A 24,949-nucleotide genomic window follows, 5' to 3' on the forward strand; every position below is an offset into this window, starting at 1 on the left:
GGGGCTTACCGGTCCCCCGGACGCGCACTACCCTGCAACCCAATCCATGATCGACCGCAGAAGGAGCCGCGATGCGTGTCGCCCTGTTCCTGACCTGTGTCAACGACACGCTCTATCCGGACACCGGGCGCGCCGCGGTGCGACTGCTGAACAGGCTCGGTGTCGACGTCGACTTCCCCGTGGGGCAGACCTGCTGCGGGCAGGCCCACTACAACACGGGGTACCGGCACGAGGCCGAGCCGCTGGCCCGGCGGTACGCCGAGGTGTTCGGCGGGTACGACGCGATCGTGACGCCGTCCGGGTCCTGCGGCGCGATGGTGCGGGAGCTGTACCCGCGCATGGGTGAGCGGGCACGCGCCGAGGGGTACGGGGACACGCTCGCGGCCACGCTGGCACCCGTGGTGCCCAAGACCTACGAACTGACGGAGTTCCTGGTGGACGTGCTGGGCGTGACGGACGTCGGGGCGTACTACCCGCACACGGTGACCTACCACCCGACCTGCCACGGGCTGCGCGTGCTGGGACTCGGCGACCGGCCCCGGCGGCTGCTTCGGGCCGTGAAGGGGCTGGAGCTGGTGGAACTGCCGGGCGCCGAGGAGTGCTGCGGGTTCGGCGGCACCTTCGCGCTGAAGAACCCGGAGGTGTCGGCGGCGATGGGCGCGGACAAGGTGCGCAACGCCGCCTCGACGGGCGCGGAGGTGCTGTGCGCGGCCGACAACTCCTGTCTGATGCACATCGGCGGCACGATGACCCGGCTGCGGACCGGGATGCGGCCGGTGCACATCGCGGAGATCCTGGCGAGCACGGAGGAGGAGCCCGCGGCATGAGCGGCACTTTCGTCGGTATGCCGGCCTTCCCGGAGGCGGCGCGCGAAGCCGTCCACGACACCACCCTGCGGGGCAACCTCCGGCACGCCACGGCCACGATCCGGGCCAAGCGCGCGAAGGCGGTCGCCGAGGTCGCGGACTGGGCGGCGCTGCGCGAGGCCGGGAAGCAGATCAAGGACCACACCCTCCGTCACCTGGACCGGTACCTGGTACAGCTGGAGGAGGCGGTGACGGCGGCGGGCGGGACCGTGCACTGGGCCGCCGACGCCGACGAGGCCAACCGGATCGTGGCGGACCTGGTGAAGGCGACCGGCGAGTCGGAGGTCGTCAAGGTCAAGTCGATGGCCACGCAGGAGACCGGTCTGAACGAGGCCCTGGAGGCCGAGGGCATCCGCGCCTACGAGACCGACCTCGCCGAGCTGATCGTGCAGCTCGGCAAGGACCGGCCCTCGCACATCCTCGTCCCCGCCATCCACCGCAACCGCGGCGAGATCCGCGACATCTTCCGCTCCGAGATGGGCGAGTGGGGCCGCCCGGCGCCAGACGGGCTCACGGACACGCCCGCCGCGCTGGCCGAGGCCGCCCGGCTGCACCTGCGGGAGAAGTTCCTGCGCGCCAAGGTCGGCATCTCCGGCGCCAACTTCATGGTCGCGGAGACCGGCACGCTGGTGGTCGTGGAGTCCGAGGGCAACGGGCGGATGTGCCTGACCCTGCCCGAGACGCTGATCTCGGTCGTCGGCATCGAGAAGATCGTGCCCACCTGGCGGGACCTGGAGGTGTTCCTCCAGACGCTCCCCCGCTCCTCGACGGCCGAGCGGATGAACCCGTACACGTCGATGTGGACGGGCACGAGCGACGTCGACGGGGCCGCGACCGCCGACGGCCCGCGGACCTTCCACCTCGTCCTGCTCGACAACGGCCGCACCGACACCCTCGCCGACGAGGTCGGCCGCCAGGCCCTGCGCTGCATCCGCTGCTCGGCGTGTCTCAACGTGTGCCCGGTGTACGAGCGGGCGGGCGGCCACGCGTACGGCTCGGTCTACCCCGGCCCGATCGGCGCCATCCTCAGCCCCCAGCTCCGGGGCACGCGGAGCGAGATCGACGCGTCCCTGCCGTACGCCTCCTCGCTGTGCGGGGCGTGCTACGAGGTGTGTCCGGTCGCGATCGACATCCCCGAGGTGCTGGTGCACCTGCGGGAGCGGGTCGTGCAGGGCGGGGTCGTCACCGAGCGGGGCGCCAAGGTGCTGCTGAAGCCCGCGAAGGGGCACGCGGCCGAGCGGGCGGCGATGCGCGCGGCCCGCTGGGCGTTCGGCCGGCCGGGCGCCCTGCGCGCCGGGCAGCGCCTGGCCTCCCGTACCCGCAGGTTCCATCCGCGGACGCTGCCGGGCCCGGGGAAGGCGTGGAGCGCGAGCCGGGAGCTGCCGCCGGTACCGGCGGAACCGTTCCGCGACTGGTGGCAGCGCACGCACGGCGGGAAGGACGGCGCGAAGTGAGCAGCAGGGAACTGATCCTCGGGCGGGTGCGGCGCGCCCTCGCGGACGTACGACGGGACGACGGGCCGTACGAGGAGGCCGTCGACCGCGGCTATCTGCGCGAGCACGGCGACCGGAGCGTCGGGCGGACGGTCGGGCTGCTGGCCGAGAACCTGGCGGACTACCGGGCGCTCGTGCACCGCTGCACGGACGGGGAGCTGCCGGAACTGCTGGCGCGGCTGCTGGCCGGGCGGGGGTCGCGGACCGTGCTGGTGCCGCCCGGGCTGCCGCCGCACTGGCTGGCGTCGGCCGACGCGACCCGCGTCCAGGACCGGGCGGAGAGCACCCCGCACGAGCTCGACCGCGTCGACAGCGTGGTGACCGGCTGCGCCGTCGCCGTCGCCGAGACCGGCACGATCGTGCTCGACGGCTCCCCCGACCAGGGCCGCCGCCGCATCACACTCGTACCCGACCACCACATCTGTGTCGTCCGGGTCCCGGACCAGGTCGTCTCCTCCGTACCGCAGGCACTCGAACGCCTCTCCCCGGGCCGCCCCCTGACGTGGATCTCCGGTCCGTCCGCGACCAGCGACATCGAGCTGGACCGGGTGGAGGGGGTGCACGGGCCGCGCACGCTGGAAGTGGTGCTCGTCGGCGGATGAACGAGCCGGGGTGTCACCGGGTACACCCCCGAAGACGGGTCCTGCGCCCCGTGTGACGCGGCCGTCCTCTCCGTAGCGTCGTGTCACGAGGCACAGGGCGTGCCGGACGGGGAGGATCGGAAATGTTTCGCCGCAGCGCAGCACGGTCGGGCACATCACGCACGAACGGCCGCGAACCAGCCGGTGAGGCGCTCCGGCTGGTCGGGGTCGGCCGGACGTACGGCAGTGACGAGAGTGCCGTCACCGCGCTGGACGGGGTGACGCTCGGCCTGGCGCGGGGCACGTTCACCGCGGTGATGGGGCCCTCGGGCTCGGGCAAGTCCACGCTGCTGCAGTGCGCGGCCGGACTCGACCGGCCGGACCGCGGGATCGTCATGGTCGACGGCACGGAGCTGAGCGGCAACGGCGAGGCGGCGCTCACGCGGTGGCGCCGGGAGCGCATCGGGTTCGTGTTCCAGCAGTACAACCTGCTGCCGACGCTCACCGTGGAGCAGAACACGGTGCTGCCGCTGAAGCTCGCCGGGCGGCGCGTGGACCGTCGCCGGACCCGGGAGACACTGGCGGCCGTGGGGCTCGGCGACCGGCTCGGGCACCTCCCCGACCAGCTGTCGGGCGGACAGCGGCAGCGGGTCGCGATCGCGCGGGCGCTGGTCACCGAGCCGCGCGTCGTCTTCGCGGACGAGCCGACGGGCGCGCTCGACACGCGCAGCGCGCGGGAGGTGCTGGAGCTGCTCCGGGACGCGGTACGGGTGCACGGCCGCACCGTGGTGATGGTGACCCACGACCCGGTGGCCGCCTCGTACGCGGACCAGGTGGTGTTCCTCGCCGACGGACGGCTCGCGGGGACGCTGCACGCCCCGAGCGTGGAAGCGGTCGCGGAGCGTCTCGTGCACCTCGGCGACGAGGCGGCGCACGAGGCGCACGAGGCGCACCGCCGTGATGTGCGCGGCGGCGGTCCGCGGACGGGGGTGTGAGGGATGTTCGCACTGGCGATGCGGTCGGTCCGGCACCGGCCGGGACGCTTCCTGGCGACGCTGCTGTCGGCGTTCCTGGGCGCGGCGATCACCATGGCGTTCAACTCGCTGCACGACACGGCGGCGCGGCCCGGGGTCGACGGGGTGAGCCGGGAGACGCTGTCCCTCGTGGCGGGCGTCGTCGGCGGGTACGGCACGCTGCTGGTCTTCTTCGCGGTGGCGTCCACGCTGACGGTCACCGTCCGGCAGCGTGCGGCGGAGATCGAGCTGCTGCGCCGCTCGGGGGCGACCCCCGGGCAGACCGGGCGGATGGTGGTGGGCGAGGCGGCGGCCGTCGCCCTGGCCGGCACCGTCCTCGCCGCCCTGCCCGGGATGCTCGGCGGGCGGCTGCTGCTGCGCCTGTTCAAGGACACCGGCCAGGTCGCGGACTCCGTGGCGTACTCCTTCGGGCCCGTCGCCCTGGTGGCGGGCGCCGGCACCACGGTGCTCGCCGCGACGGGCGCCGCGCTGCTCGCCGTCCGGCGGGCGACACGGCGGCGCGGGGGCCCGCGGGGCCGGGCGCGGACGCGTCTCGCGTACGCCGCCCTGGCCGTCGGCGGCGCCGGGGCGTGCTCCACGTTCGCGTTCCCCTCCGACGCCGAGGCGCTGATGGCACCGGCGGCCAGTGGGGCGATCCTGCTCTCGATCGGGTTCGCGCTGCTCGCGCCGCGGCTGCTGGCGGGGCTCCTCGGCCGGACGCGCCCGCGGGGGGCGAGCGGCTGGCTGGCCGTGCGCACCCTGCCGCGGCGGGCCGACGAGGTGTCCGGGGTGCTGATCCCGCTGATCGTCTTCGCCGGCACGGCGATGGCCACGCTGTACATGCAGGCCGTCGAGAACGACGCCGTGGCGGCGTCCGGCGCGGTGAAGACGGTCGAGGCGAAGAACCTGGAGACCATCAACCTCGTGGTGGTCGGCATCGTCGTCGCGTTCTCCTGTGTCATGCTGATCAACTCCCTGTACGCGGCGACGGTCCACCGGCGCCGTGAGTTCGGCCGGCAGCGGCTGGCGGGCGCCACGCCCGGCCAGGTGCTCGGCGCGGTCGGCGTCGAGGGGCTGCTCATGACGGTGACCGGCGTCCTCCTCGGCACGGTGGCGGGGCTCGCCGGGCTCCTGCCCTACACCTTCGTCCGGACGGACTCGCTCCGGCCGGGCCAGGGCCCGGCCATCTGGCTCGGCGTCGTGACGGTCGCGGCACTCGCCACCCTGGGCACCGGGGCGGTCACGGCGCGCCGGGTCCTGCGCACTCCGGCGGTGGAGGCGGTGGCGGCCGCGGTGTGACGTCGGGCGGATGCGCCGTCCGCCGCCCGGGCGGGAGCCGGCCCGGTGTGCCCGGCCGCGTGCGTCGGGCACACCGGGTACGCCGGCTGCCGGCCGGCACCGGCCTCGCCTCCCCCGGCGTCCGGGCGGCCGCGAGGTTCCGTGCGTCCTCAGGAACGCGGCGGGTACGGTCCCACGTCATAGGTGCGCCGGTCCTCGGTCCACGTGGGGCTCACAGGCATCTCCGGCTCTCCGAGATGCGGTCGGGCGCCCGGCGCAGTGCCATGGAAGGACCGGCTCCCATGGAGGGACCATGGGGAGACGACTGGCGGTCTCCGTCAGGCCGGAGGGGACGAGGGAGACGATGACCTCACAGGACCGACGGGGCGACCCGCCCCCCGCGACACCCACCGACACCACCGACGGCCTGTGCGCAGACACAGGCACGGCCACCGACTCCGCCGACACGGCCGGCGCCGTCGACCGGATCTTCGCCCTGCAGGAGGAGATCGGTCAGCTCAAGGAGGCCGTCACCTCCCACGCCGTCGTCGACCAGGCGATCGGCATGATCGTCGCCATGGGACGGGTGACGCCCGAACAGGGGTGGACGGTGCTGCGGGAGGTGTCGCAGCACACGAACGTCAAGCTGCGCAACGTGGCGGAACTGATCCTCGTCTGGGGCCGCGACGGGGAACTGCCGGACGACATCCGTGCCGAGCTGGAGGACACGCTCGACCGGTACGGGCCGACCCAGCTGCCGGGCGCTCCCCCGCTGACCTGAGACCCGCCCGAGCGGAGCCGGCCGGTTCCACTCGTCCCGGGCGCGGGGGGTTTCGCTTGCGCCGGTCTGGTTAGCCGGGACGGCGGGCACGCTACGGCGAATCCCTCCCGGGAGGGTTCGGCAGTGAGCTCGCCATCGGCCGCCCGGCCGGGTCCACGACCCGGCCGGGCGGCCGGCCGGCAGTGCCGGCGGGTCACACGGACTCGGTGAGCAGTTCCTCCCGCAGCCGGGCGCAGCAGCCGCTGATCAGCCGGGACACGTGCATCTGGGAGATGCCGAGCTGCGCCGCGATGCGGCTCTGTGTCATGCCGCGGAAGAAGCGCAGGTAGAGGATGGTGCGTTCGCGTTCCGGGAGCGACTGCAGACACGGTTTGACGGACTCCCGGTCGACGACGAGATCGAAGCCGCCGTCCGGTCCGCCGAGGGCGTCCCCCAGCGAGAAGCCGTCGTCACTGCCCTGCAGCTCCGCGTCGAGCGACAGGGCGCTGAAGCATTCGAGCGCCTCCATCCCGACGAGTACGTCCTCCTCGCTGAGGTGCGCGTGCTCGGCGATCTCGGCGATGCTCGGACTGCGTCCCGAGACGGTCTGGGACAGTTCCTTCGACGCCGAGCGGACCCGGTTGCGCAGGTCCTGGACGCGGCGCGGCACGTGCAGGACCCACATGTGGTCACGGAAGTGCCGCTTGATCTCTCCGGTGATGGTGGGGACGGCGTAGCTCTCGAAGGCGTTGCCGCGCACGGGCTCGTAGCGGTCGACGGCCTTGACCAGGCCCAGGGCCGCGACCTGGCAGAGGTCCTCGGTGGACTCTCCGCGGCCTCGGAAACGAAGCGCTATCCGTTCGGCCATCGGCAGCCACGCCTGGACGATGTCGTCACGCAGCGCCCGGCGCTCGGGGCCGTCGGACAGTTCCCGTAGCCGTTCGAACGCCTCGGCCGTGTCGGGTGCGTCGTCGTGCGGGTGTTGCTTCGTTCTGACGGTGATGCGCATGGGCGTCGCATCTCCCTCCGCGAGTGACCGGGAGTCACCGTGGGAGCGCGCGCTCGGACCGTTCGGGGCGACACCCGGGGCCTGGCGGACCAGCTCCCACGGACGTGCCTCCTGTCCGAAGCACTGACGTGGAATTCCCACCCCAGGAACACGCCAAATAATTCCGGCAGAAATCTCGGCAGAAACCTCAAGGAGGGGAATTCCGTAGATGACGATGGGCAGTAGGCCGGATCTCCTGCACTGTCGAGAACAGCCTATTCCCGTGCGGGCGTGACCGCGAATCGACCGGACGTGCGACATGACGCCGGCGTACGCATCGGCGGATCGGAGACCCGGACGGCCTGGTGGGGCTCGGCCTGCCGCACGACCCGCAGACCGCCGGCCGCCGGCGTCCGTGCCGTGCAGGAGGGGGTGGATCCGCTTGGGCAGGGCGAATGAGGCGGGATCGGCCCGCGTCGTCCGGAACCGGAACAGCGGGCGCCGACGCCCGCGCCCCGGCTGTACCGCACGAGGCGGTGCGGTCTCCCGGCCACCCCGCCGCCGGACCGGGCCGGGTCCGCCCGACCGGGGCCGATGACATCGCCCAGCACACGCGGACCGGCCGGTACGACGGCCGCCTCGGGCAGGGCCCGCTGTCCGGCCGCCTGCCGCGGCGCGTCCGCCGGCCACGTGATGGTCATGTCGCCCCTTCCGGATGCTTCCGGTCTCTTCCGGTCCGCCGCGCCGAGTCGGCCGGTACACCGGGAAACCGAACGGAGGACCGGACCTCGGTGGACGTCGGGGGCACCCGGAGAGTTCCGGGGCCGCACGGGGCCGCACGGCGGAAGGATCGCCCGCTCGGATGCGCCGAACGGGCGGCGCCGGGGAATCGGCGCTCGGCGCACGGCGGGGTCCGGGGGCGCGGAGCCGTTCCTGGCGTCCCGGCCGGTCAGAGCTCCTTGGCGGGCCAGCCCAGGAGACGGGCGCCGATGACCGCGGTCTGCAGGGCGTACCGGTGCATGGGTTCGGACGGGTCGGCGCCGGTCAGCTTGCGGATGCGGTCGAGCCGGTAGGTGAGGGCGCGCACGCTGAGGTTGAGCCGGCGGGCCGCCTCCGCGGCGACACAGCCGCTGTCGAAGTAGGCGGTGAGCGTGTCGATCAGCGGCTGGGCGCCGCCCCGGGCCCCCCGCAGCGGGCCCAGTGTGCCCCGCACCAGATCGGCCATCGCCTCCCGGTCACGGGTGAGGACGGGGTAGACGAGCAGTTCGCCGGCGCGCAGCACGGGATCGTCCAGATCGAGGCGCGCCGCCATGTCGAGGGCGTTCAGGGCCTGTTCGTAGGAGCGGACGACGCCGCGCGGGCCGGGGTGGGCCTGCCCGATGGCGACCCGCCCGCCCTCGGTGGCGGCGTGGGCCTGCTTGGCGAAGAACGCGAGGATCTCGTCCTGGTCGCCGGGGGCGATGCACACGAGCCGCCCGCCCTTGGTGGTCAGCAGGATGCGGCGCTGGCCGAACCGGGCCAGCAGCGCGCCCTCCACCCGCCGGGTGACCGGGTCGGTGTCGTCGACGAGCCGGTCGCCCTGGGCCACGGCGACCGCGTGGGCCCGGGCGAGGAGCAGCCCGAAGCGTTCCGCGCGCTCGGCGAGCCGGCCGAGGTCGCTGCGGCCGTAGAGCAGGTCGTCGATGAACTCCCGCCGCGCCGCCTCCTCCTGGCGCACCGCCAGTCTCTGCGCGCGTTCGTGGCCCTCGGCGAACGCGTCCACCGCGTACTCGATCGCCGCGAGGAGCCGGTCGGTGCCCGTGCGGGGCAGCCCCGGCCAGATCTCGCGGGTCGCGGAGAGGTACTGCCGGACGAGGCCCCGCAGCCCGTGACCCTCCTCGGCGGCGCGCTCGCCCTGGCTCCGCAGGGACTCCAGCTCCTCGCGTGTGAGCCGGCGACCGGTCGCGCACACGTCCGCCAGTATCCGGGCGTACCCCTCCAGGTGATCGTCGGATATCACCGGCCCCTCCACATGCCCTCCCCACTCGTCGTCGGCTGCTGTCACATTCTCGGCGCCGGGTGAACCGGGGTGACGGCCGGGTCGTGACCCCGGGTGCCGCCCCCACCCCCGTCGGGGGCGGCACCCGGGGTCGTCCGGCCGCCGTACCGCGTACGGCGGGATCAGCTCCCGACCGGGATCCGCCCGTCGGAGTCGCCGGGTGCCGCGTCGGCCGGGGTGCCCTCGGTCGTGCGCCGGGTGATGCCCTTCAGGAGTTCGGCGAGGTCGACTCCCGTGGTGGCGCCCAGCAGTTCGACGCCCTGGGCCACGTTGTCGGCGACGGTGCGGGACAGCTGGGAGGCACCGTCCGTGGAGATGACCGTCATCTTGTCCACCGCGCTGAGCGGTTCGGCGGCCTTGCCGACGACCTGCGGCAGCACCTCGACGAGCATCTGGAGCACGGCCGCGTCGCCGTACCGGCCGAACGCGTCGGCCTTCTTCTCCATGGCCTCGGCCTCGGCGGCACCCCTCGCGGTGATGGCCGCGGCCTCCGCGTCACCCTCCAGCCGGACCGCCTCCGCGATCGCCGCGCGCTTCGCGCGCTCGGCCTCACCCTGCTTGAGGCCCTCGATGGCCCCGGCCTCCGCCAGCGCGCTGCGGCGCTGCTTCTCGCCCTCACCGGTGAGGCGGGAGCGCTCTGCCTCCGCCTGGGCGGCGGCGATCTCGGCCAGCCGCTCCGCCTCGGCCTGCTTGACCCGGGCCACCCGCTTGGCCTCGGCCTCCTGTTCGGCGGCGTACCGCTGGGCGTCGGCGGGCTTGCGGACCTGGGTGTCGAGCTGACGGTCCGTCAGTGCGGCCTGCCGCTCCGCGACCTTCTCCTGTTCGGCGAGGATGTCCTGCTGCCGGGCCGCCTCGGCCAGCGGTCCCGCGGCGGCGGCACGGGCGGCGGCCTCGTCGGTCTCGGCCTTGATCTCGGCCTGCTTGAGGGCGAAGGTCCGCTGGGCGACGGCGATCTCCTCCTCCGCCTTCAGCCGGGCCTGTTCGGCGGCGCGCCGGGCCACGGCCTCCGCGATGTCGGCCTCCTGCCGGGCCCGCGCGGCCTCGGGACGGCCGAGGTCCGCCAGGTAGGAGCCCTCGGTGGTGATGTCCTGGATCTGGAAGGCGTCCAGGACCAGTCCCTGCCCGGACAGGCTCGCCTCGGCCTCCTCGGCGACCTGCCCGGCGAACGCGGCCCGGTCACGGATGATGTCCTCCACGGACATCCGGCCGACGATGGCGCGCAGCGCACCGGAGAGCACTTCCTGGGTGAAGCCGACGATGCCGTCCTGCTGCATCAGGAACCGCTGGGCCGCGGCCCGGATGGAGTCCTCGGTGCCGCCGACCTTGACGATGGCGACGCCCTCCAGGTTGGCCTTGACGCCGCGCAGGGTGACGGCGCCGCGCACCGCGATCGGGATGTGCCGGGAGGACAGGTCGAGGGTGAACTTCTGCTGGACGAACGGCACGACGAAGACGCCGCCGCCGACCACGACCTTCTGGCCGCTGTTGTCGGTGAACACCCGGCCGGTCTCCGGGTCGGTGGACTTCTTGCCCCGCCGGCCGGTGACGATGAACGCCTCGCTGGGCCCCGCGACCTTGTAGCGGGTGACGACGACGAGTGCGACGAGGACGAGGAGTACGACGACTCCCGCCAGTGCGATGACGACTGGACTCATACGGAACCCTTCAGCCCTCCATGGGGACGGCGTGTGGATGAGAGTGAGTGGTGCGGTGGTGCGATGACACGGTGGTGTGGTGGTGCCACGTGTGTGCGGACGGACGTCCGGCGCCGCGGGTGCGGGCGCGCCGAGTCAGCGTTCGACGGGGCGTACGGAGACGGCTGTCCGGGACAGGGCCTCGGCGACCCAGACGTCGGCACCGCGGGTGACGGCGACCGGGCTCTTCGCGGCGAGTTTCACCGGCTGCCCGCCCAGGCGGACGAGGACTTCGCCGTAGCCGTCGGCGGGGATGGCCGTGACCACGCGGCCGGGCGTCCCGATCAGGTCGTCGCCGCGCGGGGCGGCGCCCGAGCGGTCGTCCATCAGGGCGCGGCAGAGCCGGTAGGTCACCCAGCCCGTGGCGATCCCGGCCGGCACCCCGACCGCGACGGCGCCGAGGGCGCCCACGTCCGTGGTGCCGAGGGCGATGGCGCCCGCGAAGCCGGCCATGGACACGAAGCTCGCGATCACCGGCAGCGACAGCAACCCGTCGAAGAGGCCGTCCAGGAGGCCCGAGCCGTCGAGGAGCCCTTCGAGGAGGCCGTCGAGGAGGAGGGAGAAGGCGAGGAGCACGACCCCCACGATGCCCACACCGAGAAACCAGGCCATCCGCGCTCACCGCCTCTTCCGCTCGTCGTCCGGCCGGTGTCCGCATGTTCACATGTGAACGGAGTTCGTCACATTGCCTGGTTCCGGCAGTCTTAACGCGGTCTTGATGCCGCTTTCGTGCACGGCCGCGGGGCGGGGCGCGGGCCGGCGCCCCGCCCCGCGGCGGAGGTGCTGTCCCGCCCCGGCGGGCCCGCCGAGCCGGGCGGACCCATGACGGGTCCACAGCGGTCTACTGGTTCGGCCTCGCGGCGCTGATGTCGGCGAGTGCCGACCGCTCGTCGCGTTCCATGGCCATGTCGCCGAGGGAGACGATGCCCACCGGGTGCCGTCCGTCCTCGACGACCGGGAGGCGGCGCACGGAGTGTTCGCGCATCAGCCGTACCGCGTCGTCCAGGGTGTCGTCGGGGCCGACGGTGACGAGGTCCTCGCTGCAGGCGCCGGCCACGGTCGTGTCGTCCGGGTCGCCGTCCTCCGCGAGGGCCCGGACCACCAGGTCACGGTCGCTGACCAGGCCGCGCAGCCGGTCGCCCTCCGTGACGAGGACGGCTCCGAGGTCCTGGTCCCGCATCAGCCGCGCCACCGCACGCACCGATGTCAGGGGTTCGACGGTCACCGGGTGGCCGGTCATGATGTCGCGCACGTACTGGGTCATGGTTCCGTCCTCCTCAGGGGTTGCCTCGCCCCCGGGTACCCCATGGCCCCAAGGCCCCGCACGCCGGTCAGCGCACCCTCCCGCGTGCCTTCAGCGGCTGCTGCGGAAGGTCGGGAGCGGGCAGGGGCGCGCCGTCGTACCCGTCCACCACTCCGAAGCGGGAGCCCGTCGTCCAGTCCGTACGCGCCTGTTCGATCTCCGCCTGGCTGCGTCCGACGAAGTTCCACCACATGATCAGCTCTTCCTCGAACGGCTCGCCGCCGAGCAGCATCAGGCCCGCGCCGGTGTCGGAACGCAGGGGCAGTCCGGCGCGGCCGCAGCCGAGGTAGAGCATCGAGCCGGGCGTCACGGGCACGCCGTCCACGTACGCCTCGCCGGACATGGAGAGGACCGCGTACTCGAAGTCCGGTTCCAGCGGCAGCGTCACGTCGGCACCGCGGGCGAGCGCGAGATCGGCGCCGACGAGCGGGGTGTACGTCGAACCGGGCGAGACGGTGCCGTCGACGGCGCCCAGGATCAGCGTCGCCCTCAGCCCCGGCGCCGTCACCACCGGCAGGTCCGTGTGGTGCTCGAAGCGCGGATCGGCGTGCCGGTGGCGGTCCGGCAGCGCGACCCAGAGCTGGGCGCCGTGCAGGGAGCGGGCGTGCGACCGGGGGCTCTCCTCGGAATGGCTGACCGCCCGGCCGGAGGTCATCAGGCCCAGTTCGCGCGGGCGGATCGTCGCGAGGCCGCCCGTGGAGTCGCGGTGCAGCACCTCGCCCTCGTGCAGCCAGCTGACCGTCTGGAGCCCGGTGTGGGGGTGCGGCGGGACCCGCATGCCGGGCTCGTCGGCGATGTCGTCCGGCCCGTAGTGGTCGATGAAGCACCAGGCTCCGACCATGCGCCGGCCCAGGTTGGGCAGCAGCCGGCGCACCTCGGTGGTCTCGCCGAGCCTCGTCCGCCGGGGACTGAGGAGCTCGCGCACCGGTTCCGCCACCACGAATCCCCGGCCGCCGCACACCGCGGGGACCGCCACCCGGTCAAGGTTGCTCATACCGCCCAACCTAGACCCGCCGGAGCCCGCCCGTCAGGTGCTCGCCCGGTCCGCCACCCGCCGCCAGGGCCGAGGGCACCCCGGGCGCCGCCAAGGTAGTGGAATGTTCAACAGACTCGTGCGGTTGTACGCCACCGGAGGACGAAGGAGGCCACAGGTGGACACGGAGTACTACGAGCACGGGACGGCCGCGGAGCGCTGGGAGCGGGCACGGCTGTTCTTCGACGCCAGGAACTACGCCGCCGCGGCGCGCGTGCTCGTCGGACTGGTCGAGGAGGTGCCGGAGCAGACCGGACCACGGCTGCTGCTGGCCCGCTCCTACTACCACTCGGCCCAACTGCGCCGCGCGGAGAACGAGTTGCGGGTCATCGTGGAGCGGGACCCGGTGGAGCACTACGCCCGGCTGATGCTCGGGCGCACGCTCCAGCGGCAGGGGCGGCCCGGGGAGGCGGAGCAGCACCTGCGGATCGCCTCCGCCCTCGCGGGCGACTTCGAACGGACCGGAGTCCCCGCCGCCCGGTGACGGACGCCCGTGCGCCGCCCGCTACCGGGCGGCGTACGACCGCTTGCCCCGCCGGTACGCGATCTCGCCGAGCACGACGTCCACCACGATGAACGCCGCGAGCGAGATGCCCAGGAGCGGCACGAAATAGCCGAGCACGGCGATCGCCGCCAGCGCGGGGACCAGGATCTGCGGGGGCACCTGCTGCCAGGCGCCCCGGGGGACGGGCCGGCCGAAGGCCGACCCGCGCCCCCGCTGCCACCACATGCGGTAGCCGAGGAGGATCAGGACGACCAGCGAGAGGCCGAGGGTCATCAGGAGGAGCTGGTTGGGCAGGCCGAAGAGGATGCCGGTGTGGGCGTCGATGCCCCAGCGGGCGAGCTTGGCGAGGACCGGGAAGTCGTCGAACCGGATCGAGTCCGTCACCTCGTTGGTCAGCGGGTCCACGGCCACGGCGTCCTGCTTGGTGGGCCAGCTGCGCTGGACCTGCTGCACGACGTACCCGGTGGACGCGTCGGCGGGCGGCACGATCTCCACGGGGTCGCCGAGCCCCTCGGCGCGCGCGGCGGCGAGGATGTCGTCGAGGTCGCCCTCGTGCGCGGCGTTCGCCGGCTCCCCGGCGCCGCCGTGACCCTGGTGCGCCGCGTGGTCGCCGACCGACGCCGAGATCGCCGGAGTCGCCTGGTCGATCTCGGTGCGCAGGGTGGCGATGTTCGTCCCGGCATACGCCGACCAGGTCAGCCCGGTCGCCGACAGGAAGAAGAAGCCCACGGCGGCCCAGACGCCGACGGTGCCGTGCAGGCCGAGGACGCGGCGCCGCCCGCTCGTGCCGCGCACCTTGCGCCGTGCGCGGCGGCGGCCGAACCACAGCACCAGTCCGCCGGCCGCGATCACCCACAGCCAGCTGGCCGCGAGTTCGCTGTAGAGCCGGCCGCTCTCGCCGAGGTGGAGATCGCGGTGGAACTTGTCGATCCAGGTCCGTACCGGCAGGGCACCGGTCGACCCGTACTGGTCGAGCGACCCGCGCACCTCGGCGGTGTACGGGTCGACGAACACCGCGAGCGTGTCCCCCTCGTCGACGCCGGGCACCCCGGACAGCATCACCCGGGTCGTGGCGTCGTCCTCCGGCGACGGCCGTACGGCGGCGACGGTTCCCTCGGGGTGCGCCTCGCGCGCGGCGGCCACCTGTTCCGAGATCGGGAGCTTGCGCTCGCCGGCCGGGACGGTCAGCTCGTCCGCGTACACGATTCTTTCGATCTGGAACGAGGCCGCGTACAGCGTGCCGGTCAACGCGGCGACCAGCAGGAACGGCGCGACGAGCACACCGGCGTAGAAGTGCAGCCGCAGGACGAGCGCGGTGAGCGCGGCCCGTGTTCCGGACGTGCGGGCGGCCGGCCCGGGCGAGGCGCCCTCCTCGGTGTCCTTCTCCGGGGACGCGCCTTGCTCGGGGTTCTCGGGGAGATCGTCCTTCTCTGCCGAGGGAGCGGTGGACATCGGCGGGTCCTCCAGGGACGCAGGGGACGGTGGGGGCGGTGGGGCGCTTCAGTAGTCGGACCGCCAAGCCCGTGGGTTCCCGGGCGAATTGGTGACCTGCGTCACACCCGGGACGCCGGGGGTACCCCGGCGAGGACTGTCCCCGCCGTCCGTCCGCGAGGCGCCTCGCGGCACGCGGCGGGTCTTGGCATGCTGGCGCGATGGCTTCCGACAGCGACCGCACGGCGTCCCCGGCCCCGACCGGCACCACCTCCCGTCCCCTCCGGCCGTCCCGGCCGTCCGGCCCCGCCCTGCCGCTCCGCGACATGGTCGAGCAACTCCTCTCCCACGAGGGCCCGTTGCCGATCGTCGCCGCGGGCGACCCGGTGCTGCGCCGCCCCGCCGAGCCCTACGACGGACAGCTGGACGCGGGCCTCCTGAACCGGTTCCTGGCCGCGCTGCGGGCGACGATGCACGCCGCGCCGGGGGTCGGTCTGGCCGCGCCGCAGGTGGGGGTCCCCCTGCGGATCGCGGTCGTCGAGGACCCGGCGCCCGTCCCCGAGGAGGTGCGCCTCGCGCGCGGCCGGGTGCCCCTGCCGTTCCGGGTGCTCGTCAACCCGTCGTACGAACCGGTCGGCACCGGCCGTGCCGCCTTCTTCGAGGGCTGCCTGAGCGTGCCGGGCTGGCAGGCCGTGGTGGACCGGCCCGCCCGGGTGCGCCTCACGGCCCTGGACGAGCACGGCCGGCCGGTGGACGAGGAGTTCTCGGGCTGGCCCGCGCGCATCGTCCAGCACGAGACGGACCATCTGGCGGGCACCCTGTACCTGGACCGCGCGGAGCTGCGCTCCCTGTCCACGAACCAGGCGGTGGCGGAGCTGTGGAACGACCCCGCCCCGCGCCGCGCCGCACGGGCACTGGGTTTCCCGCTGCCGGACTGAGCCGCCGGACCGGGCCCGGCCGACGGGGATCAGGACCGGGCCCGGCCGACGGGGATCAGGAGTCGCGGAACGCCTCCAGCAGCCGCAGCCACACCTCGCTGATCGTCGGGTACGAGGGCACGGCGTGCCACAGTCGGCCGATCGGCACCTCGCCGACGACCGCGACGGTCGCCGAGTGGATGAGTTCGCCGACGCCGGGGCCGACGAAGGTGACGCCGAGGACGATCTCCCGTTCCAGGTCGACGACCATACGGGCGCGCCCCTTGTAGCCGTCGGCGTACAGTCCCGCCCCGGCGACGGAGCCCAGGTCGAAGTCGACGGCGCGGACGCGGTGGCCCGCCCGCTCCGCCTCGGCGAGGGACAGGCCGACGGACGCCGCCTCCGGGTCGGTGAAGACGACCTGGGGCACGGCCGCGTGGTCGGCGGTGGCGGCGTGGGCGCCCCAGGGCTCGGTCAGCGGCGGGGTGCCGGCCGCGCGGGCGGCGATCGCGGCACCCGCGATGCGCGCCTGGTACTTGCCCTGGTGGGTGAGGAGAGCGCGCCGGTTGACGTCCCCGACCGCGTACAGCCACGGGACGTCCGGCACCTGGAGGCTGTCCTCGACGGGCAGCCAGGAACCGGGTTCGAGGCCGACGGTGTCGAGGCCGATGTCGTCCGTGCGGGGCGCGCGGCCGGTGGCGAAGAGGATCTCGTCGGCCTCGATGCGGTCACCGCCGTCCGTGACGACCACGACCGTCCCGTCCTCCCGGGTGACGGACTCGACCGACGTACCCGTGCGGACGTCCGCGCCCGCCTCCGTGAGCGCCTCGGCCACCAGCTCCCCGGCGAAGGGTTCCATCCGGGGCAGCAGGCCCTTGCCCCGGACGAGGAGCGTCACCTTCGAGCCGAGCCCCTGCCAGGCCGTGGCCATCTCCGCGCCCACGACGCCGCCGCCGACCACGACCAGCCGGCCGGGCGCCTCCTTGGCGCTCGTGGCCTCGCGGCTCGTCCACGGCTTCACCGCGTCCAGGCCCGGCAGGCCGGGCAGTACGGCGCGGCTGCCGGTGCAGACGGCGACGGCGTGCCGGGCGGTCAGCACCCGCCGCTCGCCGTCCGGGCCCTCGACCGTGACCCGGCGGGGCCCGTCCAGGCGCCCGTGCCCGCGGTACAGGTCGACACCGACGCTCTCGAGCCACTGGACCTGGCCGTCGTCCTTCCAGCGGGAGGTGTGGTCGTCCCGGTGGGCGAGGACCGCGGCGGTGTCGAGGGGGCCCTCCACGAGGTGCCGCAGCCCGGGTGTGCGGCGGGCGTCGGCGTGGGCGATCACCGGGCGCAGGAGGGCCTTGCTGGGCATGCACGCCCAGTACGAACACTCGCCGCCGACGAGCTCGCTCTCCACGATCGCGGTGGTGAGACCGGCCGCGCGCGTACGGTCCGCGACGTTCTCCCCCACGGGTCCGGCCCCGAGCACCACGACGTCGTACACGTTGGATTCCGTTTCCGTCATGGGCCCAGTCTGGTCGTCGGTGTGCGCGGACCGCCACACGGGTACGCGCGCGGAGAACATCGGTGCGCGCACGGAATACCCCGTGGACGGACGCCGTTGTCGCCACCGGCCTTTCCCGGGCCCCCGATCCAGGAAGAGGGATGTACGCCATGAGCAGCACCGTGGAGCTCACCAAGGACAACTTCGACCAGACGGTCACGGACAACGAGTTCGTCCTGATCGACTTCTGGGCGTCGTGGTGCGGGCCGTGCCGGCAGTTCGCCCCCGTCTACGAGAAGGCCGCCGACGAGAACCCGGACCTGGTGTTCGGCAAGGTGGACACCGAGGCGCAGCCCGAGCTGGCCGCGGCCTTCGGCATCCAGTCGATCCCGACCCTGATGATCGTCCGTGACCAGGTCGCCGTGTTCGCGCAGCCGGGCGCCCTGCCGGAGGCCGCCCTGGCGGACGTCATCGGCCAGGCCCGCCGGCTGGACATGGACGAGGTCCGCAAGGCGGTCGCCGAACAGCAGGCCCAGGCCCGTCAGAACGGCCGCCCCGAGACGGGACAGGGCGGTCCGGACCAGACCGCGCGGTAAAGCATCTCCCCGCGGGCGGCGGGCGTACGGAGCGGGAACTCCCGGTCCGGCGGGCTCCGCGGACCGGGCGCCCGCCCGGCGGGTTCCGCCCGCGGGTTCCCTCAGCTCGACTCCCGGTGCACCACCCGGGAGCCGAGCACCTCGTGCGTCTCGGGCACCGCGGTGGGGTCGCGGACCACGCGGTCGACCAGTTCGGCGAGGTCGCGGCCGGCCGGCAGGCGCAGGTGGACCGTGCTGAGGCGGGGCCGCAGCAGCCGGCCGAGCACCAGGTCGTCGGCGCCCAGCAGGGCCGTCTCCCCGGGGACGTCGATCCCCTCGTCCTGCAGTGCCCGCATCAGCAGCATCGCGTACTCGTCGTTGTAGGCGAACACGGCGTCCAGGCCGAGGGAGCGCCAGCGTGCGGCGAGCCGGGCCGCGGCCTCCTCCTCGTACGCGAGCGGCAGTTCGGTGACGGTCGCGTCGGTCCCCCGTACGGCCCGTCGCACACCGGCGAGCCGGGGCCGGGAGAACACGTCGAGCCCCCGTGCCTCCGGCACGACGACCCCTAATCGGCGGCGGCCCCGGTCCAGGAGATGGGCCCCGGCCGCGCGTCCGACCTCCTGGTGGTCCATGACGAGTGCGTGCGCGCCCTCGACGTGCTCCGGGCCCATCGTGACGACGGCGCGGGCGCCGGAGCGCTTGAGGACGGCCACGCCCTTCGGGCCGAGGCCCTCGTCGGGCACGATGACGGCGACGGGACGCAGCTCGGCCCAGGCGCGGGCGGCCTCGTCGCCGTGCAGGCCGACGCCGCCGTACTGCACGACCGTGTAGTCGAGCCGGCTCAGGGACCACTGGAGTTCGTCGAAGAAACGGCTGTAGAGCGGGCCCACGGGGACGCGGGGAGCGGGCATCAGGACCATGCGGCTGTGCCCGGCGCGCAGGCTGCGCGCCGCCGCGTGCGGGACGTACCCGAGTTCCTTGGCGGCCTCGTGCACCCGGCGGCGCGTGGGTTCGCTGATCCGGACGGCGCTGGTGTTGTTGAGGACGTAACTGACGGTCGCTCGGGACACACCCGCCAGGCGCGCCACATCGGCACTCGTCGGCACGGAACGGTGTGCGGGCGACGGCGGAGCGGGCTGATTCGGTATCTGCACCATGACGTACCGCATCCTTGCAGAAGCGGGAACGTCCGTCGGTACGGGGGGACTTGGTGTCGCAGCCGTGCACGTCACGGGGGCGGCGCGGATCGCGGTACCGGCCGTCCGCCGGCGCGCGCCGTGCGAGCCCCCCGTGGCCCACCCGGTCGGCGGGGCGGATCACCGCACCTCTACCGTGTCCCCCGTGACTGCGTTCGACACCCGGGACACTCCCGGCCGCTCCGGCCCCGCCGCGACCACCGAGGCCGATCCCCGCACGGTGGGCCGGGTGCGCACCGAGTACGCGCCCGCGCACGACGGCGACCCCGACCCCGGCGAGATCGTCTGGACCTGGGTGCCGTACGAGGAGAACGACGGGCGCGGCAAGGACCGGCCCGTGCTCGTGGTGGCCCGGGAACCGGGCGGCACCCTGCTGGCCGTCCAGCTCTCCAGCAGGCGCCGCGACGGTGACCGCGACCGGGTGCCGATCGGCAGCGGCCCGTGGGACCGCTCCGGGCGCCCCTCGTGGGTGGCCGTGGACCGGCTGCTGCGGCTGCACGAGGCGGGCATGCGACGCGAGGCGTGCGCGCTCGACCGGATGCGCTTCAACCTGGTGGTGCACCGGCTGCGGGAGCGCCACGGCCGGCGCTGACCGCCCGCCGCGGGACCGTCTCCGGGCCGCCCCGCGCCCTCCGCCTCCCGACGCGCGCCCCGGGATGTGTCTCCCGTCACTTCCGCAACTCCCCCTGCGCTCTCCCGCATTGCCCTCATCCCCGCATCCTGGGCCCCGCTGATGCGCGCCGTGACGGAATCACCTGGTCCGGGCGTCGTCGACGGAACGGGAAGCTCCGTCCTCCGGTTCCGGTGGCGGGGTTCCGCGGTGCCGCCGGGCGTTCGCCGCGCCCTTGTGCGAAGCGTCCGGAGGGTTTTGGGTGGGACGAGCGTTGCCGGTCCGGCCCACCCGGTCCCGGACCGGCGGCGGCATGCTGGAATCTCAGGAGGATCCCGACATGTCTGACTCTGCCGGCGGCTGTACCGAGTCCCGTTCTCCCGTCACCGAGGGCGAGGCGGAAGCGCTGGTCCACGGCATCTGCTTCAAGACCGGCCCGCCCCGTGCCCTCGGTGTCGAACTGGAATGGCACGTCCACGAGCTGCGGCGACCGTGGCTCCGCGCCTCGCCCGAACGGCTGCGGGCGGCCTACGCCGCGCTGCGGCCCCTGTCCCTCTCCTCGGCTCTCACCGTCGAGCCCGGCGGCCAGCTCGAGCTCAGCTCGGCGCCCGCCGCCTCCCTGACGGACGTCGTCCGGTCCGTCTCGGACGACCTCGCCGCCGTCCGCGCCGTCCTGCGCGAGGAGGGCCTCGCCCTCGGCGGCCACGGCCACGATCCCTGGAACCCCCCGGAGAGATACCTCCGCGAGCCCCGGTACGACGCGATGGAGGCCTACCTCGACCGCTTCGGCCCGGAGGGCCGGGCCATGATGTGCTCCTCCGCCTCCGTCCAGGTGTGCCTGGACGCCGGGTACGAGGAGCCCGGCCCGCTCGGTCACGGGCGGCGCTGGTGGCTGGCCCACCAGCTGGGCGCCGTGCTGCTGGCCGCGTTCGCGCACTCGCCCCTGGTCCGGGGCCGCCCCACCGGCTGGCGTTCCACGCGGCAGTCCCTGTGGGCGGCGATGGACCCCGGCCGGACCACCGCCCCGCCGCTCGACCGCGAACCGCGGGCCGCCTGGGCCCGCTACGTCCTGGACGCGCCCGTGATGTGCGTGCGGACCGAGGACGGCGGGCCCTGGGCCGTCCCGGAGGACCTGACCTTCCGCGCGTGGACCCGGTCCGCCACGCCGCCGACCCGCGCGGACCTCGACTACCACCTGACCACCCTGTTCCCGCCGGTACGGCCCCGCGGCCACCTCGAACTGCGCATGCTCGACGCCCAGCCCGGCGAGGACGGGTGGATCGTGCCGCTGGCCGTGACGGCGGCCCTGTTCGACGACGCGGAGGCCGCCGAGACCGCCTACCGCACCGTCAAACCGCTCGCCGAGCGGGCCGGCGCCCGGCCCGCTCCGCGCAACGCCCTGTGGACCGCGGCGGCCCGCTCGGGCCTCGCCGACCCCGAGCTGCGCGAGGCGGCGCTCGTCTGCTTCCACGCGGCGCTGGAGGCCCTGCCCCGGCTGGGCGCCGCACCCGGCGTACGGGACGCCGTCGCCGCCTTCACCGACCGGTACGTGGCCCGGGGCCGCTGCCCCGCCGACGATCTGCTCAGTTCGCTGCACGGGAAGGACATCCGGACATGACCAGCCCGCACCCGACCGGCTCCGGCACCCCCGCCCCGGGCGACCCGGACCCCGAGGCGCTCCGGGAACGCGCGCTCGACGCGCTGCTCACGGCCCGCGCCCGGACCGCGCTGCTCACCTCCTGCGTCGAGGACCCCGAGCTGACCGCCCAGCACTCGCCGCTGATGTCACCGCTGGTGTGGGACCTCGCGCACATCGGCAACCAGGAGGAGCAGTGGCTGCTGCGCACCGTCGGCGGCCGGGAGGCGATACGGCCCGAGATCGACGGCCTGTACGACGCCTTCGAGCACCCGCGCGCCGAGCGGCCCTCGCTGCCGCTGCTGCCGCCCGCGGAGGCCCGCCGGTACGTGCACGAGGTGCGCGGCCGCGCCCTCGACGTGCTGGAGGGCACGGCGTTCCACGGTGACCGGCTCACCGAGGCCGGCTTCGCCTTCGGGATGGTCGCCCAGCACGAGCAGCAGCACGACGAGACGATGCTGATCACCCATCAGCTGCGCAAGGGAGCCGCCGCCCTGACCGCGGCGGACCCCGCGCCCGCTCCCCCGTTCACGGGACCGTCCGAGGTCCTGGTGCCGGGCGGCCCGTTCACCATGGGCACGTCCACCGAGCCCTGGGCCCTCGACAACGAACGGCCCGCACACCGGCGTACGGTGGCCGCCTTCCACATCGACACCACCCCCGTCACGAACGGCGCCTACCGGGCGTTCGTCGAGGACGGCGGCTACGACGACCCCCGCTGGTGGGCGCCCGAGGGCTGGGACCACATCCGGCGGCACGGCATCACCGCGCCCCTGTTCTGGCGCCGTGAGGGCGGGCAGTGGCTGCGGCGCCGGTTCGGCGTCACCGAGCCCGTACCGGCGGACGAGCCGGTGCTGCACGTGTCCTGGTACGAGGCCGACGCGTACGCGCGCTGGGCCGGGCGGCGGCTGCCGACCGAGGCCGAGTGGGAGAAGGCGGCCCGCCACGACCCGGCGTCCGGCCGCTCCCGCCGCTACCCGTGGGGCGACGCCGACCCCGGTCCCGAGCACGCCAACCTGGGCCAGCGCCATCTGCGGCCGGCCCCTGCGGGCTCCTACCCGGCCGGGGAATCACCGCTGGGGGTCCGGCAGTTGATGGGGGACGTGTGGGAGTGGACGGCGAGCGACTTCGCGCCCTATCCGGGGTTCACGGCGTTCCCGTACAAGGAGTACTCGGAGGTGTTCTTCGGCCCCGAGTACAAGGTGCTGCGCGGCGGCTCGTTCGCCGTGGACCAGGTGGCCTGCCGGGGCACGTTCCGCAACTGGGACTACCCGGTCCGCCGGCAGATCTTCAGCGGGTTCCGCACGGCCCGCGACGCGGAGGCCGTCTGATGTGCCGTCATCTGGCGTACGTGGGGGCCGAGCAGCCGATCGGCCGACTGCTGTCCGACCCGCCGCACAGCCTGTTCCGGCAGTCGTGGGCGCCGCGGCGGCAGCGGTACGGGACCGTCAACGCCGACGGGTTCGGGATCGGCTGGTACGCGCAGGGCGACCCGGTGCCCGCGCGGTACCGGCGCTCCGGGCCGGTCTGGGGCGACGCGTCCTTCCAGGACCTCGCCCGGGTCGTACGGACCAGCGCGCTGCTCGGCGCCGTCCGGGACGCGACCGTGGCGAGCCCGGACGGGGAGGCCGCGGCGGCCCCGTTCGCCGCCGGGACCTGGCTGTTCAGCCACAACGGCGCCGTCACCGGCTGGCCGCGCTCGCTCGCCGGTCTCGCCCGGGACCTGCCCGCGACGGAGCTGCTGTCCATGGAGGCACGCTCCGACTCGGCCCTCGTCTGGGCGCTGGTCCTCGACCGGCTGCGCACCGGTGACGGCGAGGGCCAGGCGCTCGCCGACACGGTGCTGGAGGTCGCCCGGGCGGCGCCCGGCTCCCGCCTCAACCTGCTGCTCACCGACGGCGCGACGATCACCGCCACCGCGTGGGGCGACACGCTGTGGTACCTCGCCGAGCCGCACCGCGGCGTCGTCGTCGCCTCGGAGCCGTACGACGACGACCCGCGCTGGCGGGAGGTCCCCGACCGCACACTGCTCGCGGCGAGCGGCACGGACGTGCTGCTCACCCCGCTGAAGGACCCCGAGGACGTCCACGTCGACATGGCGTCCGCTCCATCGTCTCCCCCGTCTCCCCCGTCTCCCCCGTCTCCCCAGGAACCGTCTCCCAAGGAGCCGAACGCGTGAGCCCCTTCCTCCTCACCCGCACCCTGCCCGAGGACGCCACGGGCGCGGCCCTGCGCGCCGACGTCCTCGAGGGCCTCACCGGCACCCCGAAGACCCTGCCGCCGAAGTGGTTCTACGACGCGCACGGCAGCGAGCTGTTCGAGCGCATCACCGAACTCCCCGAGTACTACCCGACGCGCGCCGAACGCGAGATCCTGCTCGCCCGCGCCCCGGAGATCGCCGCCGTGGCCGGTGCCCGGACCCTGGTCGAGCTGGGCTCCGGCTCCTCCGACAAGACCCGGCACCTGCTCGACGCCATGCCCGGCCTGCGCGCGTACGTGCCGGTCGACGTCAGTGAGAGCGCGCTGCGGCAGGCGGGCGAGGCCCTCGTCGCCGAACGGCCGGGGCTGCTGGTGCACGCGCTGATCGCCGACTTCACCCATGAGCTGGTGCTGCCCGGCCTGCCCGGCCCGCGGCTGGTGGCGTTCCTCGGCGGCACGATCGGCAATCTGCTGCCCGATGGACGCGCCGCCTTCCTGGCCTCCGTCCGCGCCCTGCTGTCGCCCGGCGACGCGCTGCTGCTCGGCACGGACCTGGTCAAGGACCCGGCGGTGCTGGTCGCCGCGTACGACGACGCGGCCGGGGTGACGGCCCGGTTCGACAAGAACGTGCTGTCCGTCCTGAACCGGGAGCTCGGCGCGGACTTCGATCCCGACGCCTTCGACCACGTCGCGCGGTGGGACTCGGAACGGGAGTGGATCGAGATGCGGCTGCGGGCCAGGGCCGCGCAGACCGTGAAGATCCCGGCGCTCGACCTCGCCGTCGACTTCGCCGCCGGGGAGGAGCTGCGCACCGAGGTCTCGGCCAAGTTCCGCGAGAACGGCGTACGGGCCGAGCTCGCCGCCGCGGGTCTGGAACTGCGGCGCTGGTGGACCGACCGGGAGAAGCGGTTCGCGCTGTCGCTGAGCGTGGCCGGATGACCCCCTGACGCGGGGCGGCGCCCCGGGCGCCGCCTCGCGGAGCGCGGCGCCCTGCGGCACCGTGGAGTGACGCGTGGCACACCGGCCACGGCCGAGAGGAGACTGCCGCATGTCCGACCACACGTACCGCGTCACGGAGATCGTCGGCACCTCGCCCGACGGTGTCGACCAGGCCATCCGCAACGCCGTCTCGCGCGCCTCGCAGACCCTGCGCAATCTGGACTGGTTCGAGGTCACGCAGGTCAGGGGCTATCTCGACAACGGCCGGGTCAAGCACTACCAGGTCGGTCTGAAGGTGGGCTTCCGGCTGGAGGAGAGCGGAGAGCGGGCGGGGAGCGGAGAGCGGGCGGGGAGCGGAGAGCGGGCGGAGAGGGGGGAGAGCGGTTGAGGTCCTACGGGTCCGCCGAG

At 74.2% G+C, this 24,949-nt stretch carries 23 protein-coding genes and 1 pseudogene; 15 read left to right on the forward strand and 9 right to left on the reverse strand.

Annotated features, from left to right (window positions below):
- Positions 1–71: 71 nt before the first annotated feature.
- The 6 genes from IEZ04_RS16095 (at position 72) to IEZ04_RS16120 (ending at position 6,012) form a co-directional block, all read left to right on the forward strand.
- A complete protein-coding gene (locus tag IEZ04_RS16095) occupies positions 72–827 on the forward strand; it encodes a (Fe-S)-binding protein (protein ID WP_189217557.1) in 756 nt (251 codons plus the stop codon).
- Entirely contained in the window at positions 824–2,320 is a 1,497-nt protein-coding gene (locus IEZ04_RS16100) for a lactate utilization protein B (RefSeq protein ID WP_189217558.1), read from the forward strand. Before IEZ04_RS16095 ends, IEZ04_RS16100 begins: the two co-directional genes overlap by 4 nt.
- A complete protein-coding gene (locus IEZ04_RS16105; protein ID WP_189217559.1) occupies positions 2,317–2,961 on the forward strand; it encodes a LutC/YkgG family protein in 645 nt (214 codons plus the stop codon). Before IEZ04_RS16100 ends, IEZ04_RS16105 begins: the two co-directional genes overlap by 4 nt.
- 122 nt (positions 2,962–3,083) lie before the next feature.
- Positions 3,084–3,935, forward strand: coding sequence for an ABC transporter ATP-binding protein (locus IEZ04_RS16110; RefSeq protein ID WP_189217560.1), 852 nt, complete (start codon positions 3,084–3,086; stop codon positions 3,933–3,935).
- A gap of 3 nt (positions 3,936–3,938) precedes the next feature.
- A complete protein-coding gene (locus tag IEZ04_RS16115) occupies positions 3,939–5,252 on the forward strand; it encodes an FtsX-like permease family protein (RefSeq protein ID WP_189217561.1) in 1,314 nt (437 codons plus the stop codon).
- Positions 5,253–5,658: 406 nt separating this feature from the next.
- Complete coding sequence (locus IEZ04_RS16120) at positions 5,659–6,012, forward strand: ANTAR domain-containing protein (RefSeq protein ID WP_229821083.1); 354 nt, start codon at positions 5,659–5,661, stop codon at positions 6,010–6,012.
- 193 nt (positions 6,013–6,205) lie between these two features.
- On the opposite strand, the gene IEZ04_RS16125 is transcribed toward IEZ04_RS16120, so the two are convergent.
- The 6 genes from IEZ04_RS16125 to IEZ04_RS16150 form a co-directional block, all read right to left on the reverse strand.
- Positions 6,206–7,000 (reverse strand): RNA polymerase sigma factor SigF, encoded by a 795-nt coding sequence (locus tag IEZ04_RS16125; RefSeq protein WP_189217563.1) that lies wholly within the window; start codon positions 6,998–7,000, stop codon positions 6,206–6,208.
- A 928-nt stretch (positions 7,001–7,928) separates the two neighbouring features.
- Positions 7,929–8,975: a PucR family transcriptional regulator gene (locus IEZ04_RS16130; protein ID WP_189217713.1), complete on the reverse strand. Its 1,047-nt coding sequence runs from the start codon at positions 8,973–8,975 to the stop codon at positions 7,929–7,931.
- A gap of 164 nt (positions 8,976–9,139) precedes the next feature.
- Positions 9,140–10,672, reverse strand: coding sequence for a flotillin family protein (locus IEZ04_RS16135; protein ID WP_189217564.1), 1,533 nt, complete (start codon positions 10,670–10,672; stop codon positions 9,140–9,142).
- 135 nt (positions 10,673–10,807) lie between these two features.
- Positions 10,808–11,323: an NfeD C-terminal domain-containing protein gene (locus IEZ04_RS16140; protein ID WP_189217565.1), complete on the reverse strand. Its 516-nt coding sequence runs from the start codon at positions 11,321–11,323 to the stop codon at positions 10,808–10,810.
- Positions 11,324–11,552: 229 nt separating this feature from the next.
- A complete protein-coding gene (locus IEZ04_RS16145; RefSeq protein WP_189217566.1) occupies positions 11,553–11,975 on the reverse strand; it encodes a CBS domain-containing protein in 423 nt (140 codons plus the stop codon).
- A gap of 67 nt (positions 11,976–12,042) precedes the next feature.
- The gene (locus tag IEZ04_RS16150; RefSeq protein WP_189217567.1) at positions 12,043–13,008 is read right to left on the reverse strand and encodes a pirin family protein; all 966 of its coding nucleotides are present in this window, start codon (positions 13,006–13,008) and stop codon (positions 12,043–12,045) included.
- Positions 13,009–13,165: 157 nt separating this feature from the next.
- Here IEZ04_RS16150 and IEZ04_RS16155 point away from each other — a divergent pair, with 157 nt between their 5' ends.
- Positions 13,166–13,531, forward strand: coding sequence for a tetratricopeptide repeat protein (locus IEZ04_RS16155; RefSeq protein WP_189217568.1), 366 nt, complete (start codon positions 13,166–13,168; stop codon positions 13,529–13,531).
- 21 nt (positions 13,532–13,552) lie between these two features.
- On the opposite strand, the gene IEZ04_RS16160 is transcribed toward IEZ04_RS16155, so the two are convergent.
- Complete coding sequence (locus IEZ04_RS16160) at positions 13,553–15,004, reverse strand: PepSY-associated TM helix domain-containing protein (protein ID WP_189217569.1); 1,452 nt, start codon at positions 15,002–15,004, stop codon at positions 13,553–13,555.
- A 305-nt stretch (positions 15,005–15,309) separates the two neighbouring features.
- On the opposite strand from IEZ04_RS16160, the gene IEZ04_RS16165 reads away from it, so the two are divergent.
- Positions 15,310–15,921, forward strand: coding sequence for a peptide deformylase (locus IEZ04_RS16165; protein ID WP_229821084.1), 612 nt, complete (start codon positions 15,310–15,312; stop codon positions 15,919–15,921).
- Positions 15,922–15,976: 55 nt separating this feature from the next.
- Here the strand turns inward: IEZ04_RS16165 and IEZ04_RS16170 are convergent, their stop codons facing one another.
- Positions 15,977–17,407: a dihydrolipoyl dehydrogenase family protein gene (locus IEZ04_RS16170; RefSeq protein WP_189217571.1), complete on the reverse strand. Its 1,431-nt coding sequence runs from the start codon at positions 17,405–17,407 to the stop codon at positions 15,977–15,979.
- Between the two features lie 149 nt (positions 17,408–17,556).
- Here IEZ04_RS16170 and trxA point away from each other — a divergent pair, with 149 nt between their 5' ends.
- Entirely contained in the window at positions 17,557–17,982 is a 426-nt protein-coding gene (gene trxA, locus IEZ04_RS16175; protein WP_189217572.1) for a thioredoxin, read from the forward strand.
- A gap of 101 nt (positions 17,983–18,083) precedes the next feature.
- Here trxA and IEZ04_RS16180 read toward each other — a convergent pair whose 3' ends face one another.
- Complete coding sequence (locus tag IEZ04_RS16180; protein WP_189217573.1) at positions 18,084–19,118, reverse strand: LacI family DNA-binding transcriptional regulator; 1,035 nt, start codon at positions 19,116–19,118, stop codon at positions 18,084–18,086.
- Positions 19,119–19,302: 184 nt separating this feature from the next.
- Between IEZ04_RS16180 and IEZ04_RS16185 the strand changes: the two genes are divergently transcribed.
- The 6 genes and pseudogenes from IEZ04_RS16185 to IEZ04_RS16210 form a co-directional block, all read left to right on the forward strand.
- The gene (locus IEZ04_RS16185) at positions 19,303–19,749 is read left to right on the forward strand and encodes a type II toxin-antitoxin system PemK/MazF family toxin (protein ID WP_189217574.1); all 447 of its coding nucleotides are present in this window, start codon (positions 19,303–19,305) and stop codon (positions 19,747–19,749) included.
- A gap of 358 nt (positions 19,750–20,107) precedes the next feature.
- On the forward strand, positions 20,108–21,385 hold the full coding sequence (gene egtA, locus IEZ04_RS16190; RefSeq protein WP_189217575.1) for an ergothioneine biosynthesis glutamate--cysteine ligase EgtA: 1,278 nt from the start codon (positions 20,108–20,110) through the stop codon (positions 21,383–21,385).
- The gene (gene egtB, locus IEZ04_RS16195; RefSeq protein WP_189217576.1) at positions 21,382–22,734 is read left to right on the forward strand and encodes an ergothioneine biosynthesis protein EgtB; all 1,353 of its coding nucleotides are present in this window, start codon (positions 21,382–21,384) and stop codon (positions 22,732–22,734) included. The genes egtA and egtB overlap by 4 nt, the downstream gene beginning before the upstream one ends.
- Entirely contained in the window at positions 22,734–23,582 is an 849-nt protein-coding gene (egtC, locus tag IEZ04_RS16200) for an ergothioneine biosynthesis protein EgtC (RefSeq protein ID WP_189217577.1), read from the forward strand. Before egtB ends, egtC begins: the two co-directional genes overlap by 1 nt.
- The gene (gene egtD / locus IEZ04_RS16205; protein ID WP_189217578.1) at positions 23,579–24,541 is read left to right on the forward strand and encodes an L-histidine N(alpha)-methyltransferase; all 963 of its coding nucleotides are present in this window, start codon (positions 23,579–23,581) and stop codon (positions 24,539–24,541) included. Before egtC ends, egtD begins: the two co-directional genes overlap by 4 nt.
- 109 nt (positions 24,542–24,650) lie before the next feature.
- Positions 24,651–24,860, forward strand: a pseudogene (locus IEZ04_RS16210) (dodecin); the annotation flags it as partial.
- Positions 24,861–24,949 lie beyond the last annotated feature (89 nt).

This window comes from Streptomyces ruber, assembly GCF_014648075.1.
GTDB lineage: Bacteria > Actinomycetota > Actinomycetes > Streptomycetales > Streptomycetaceae > Streptomyces > Streptomyces ruber.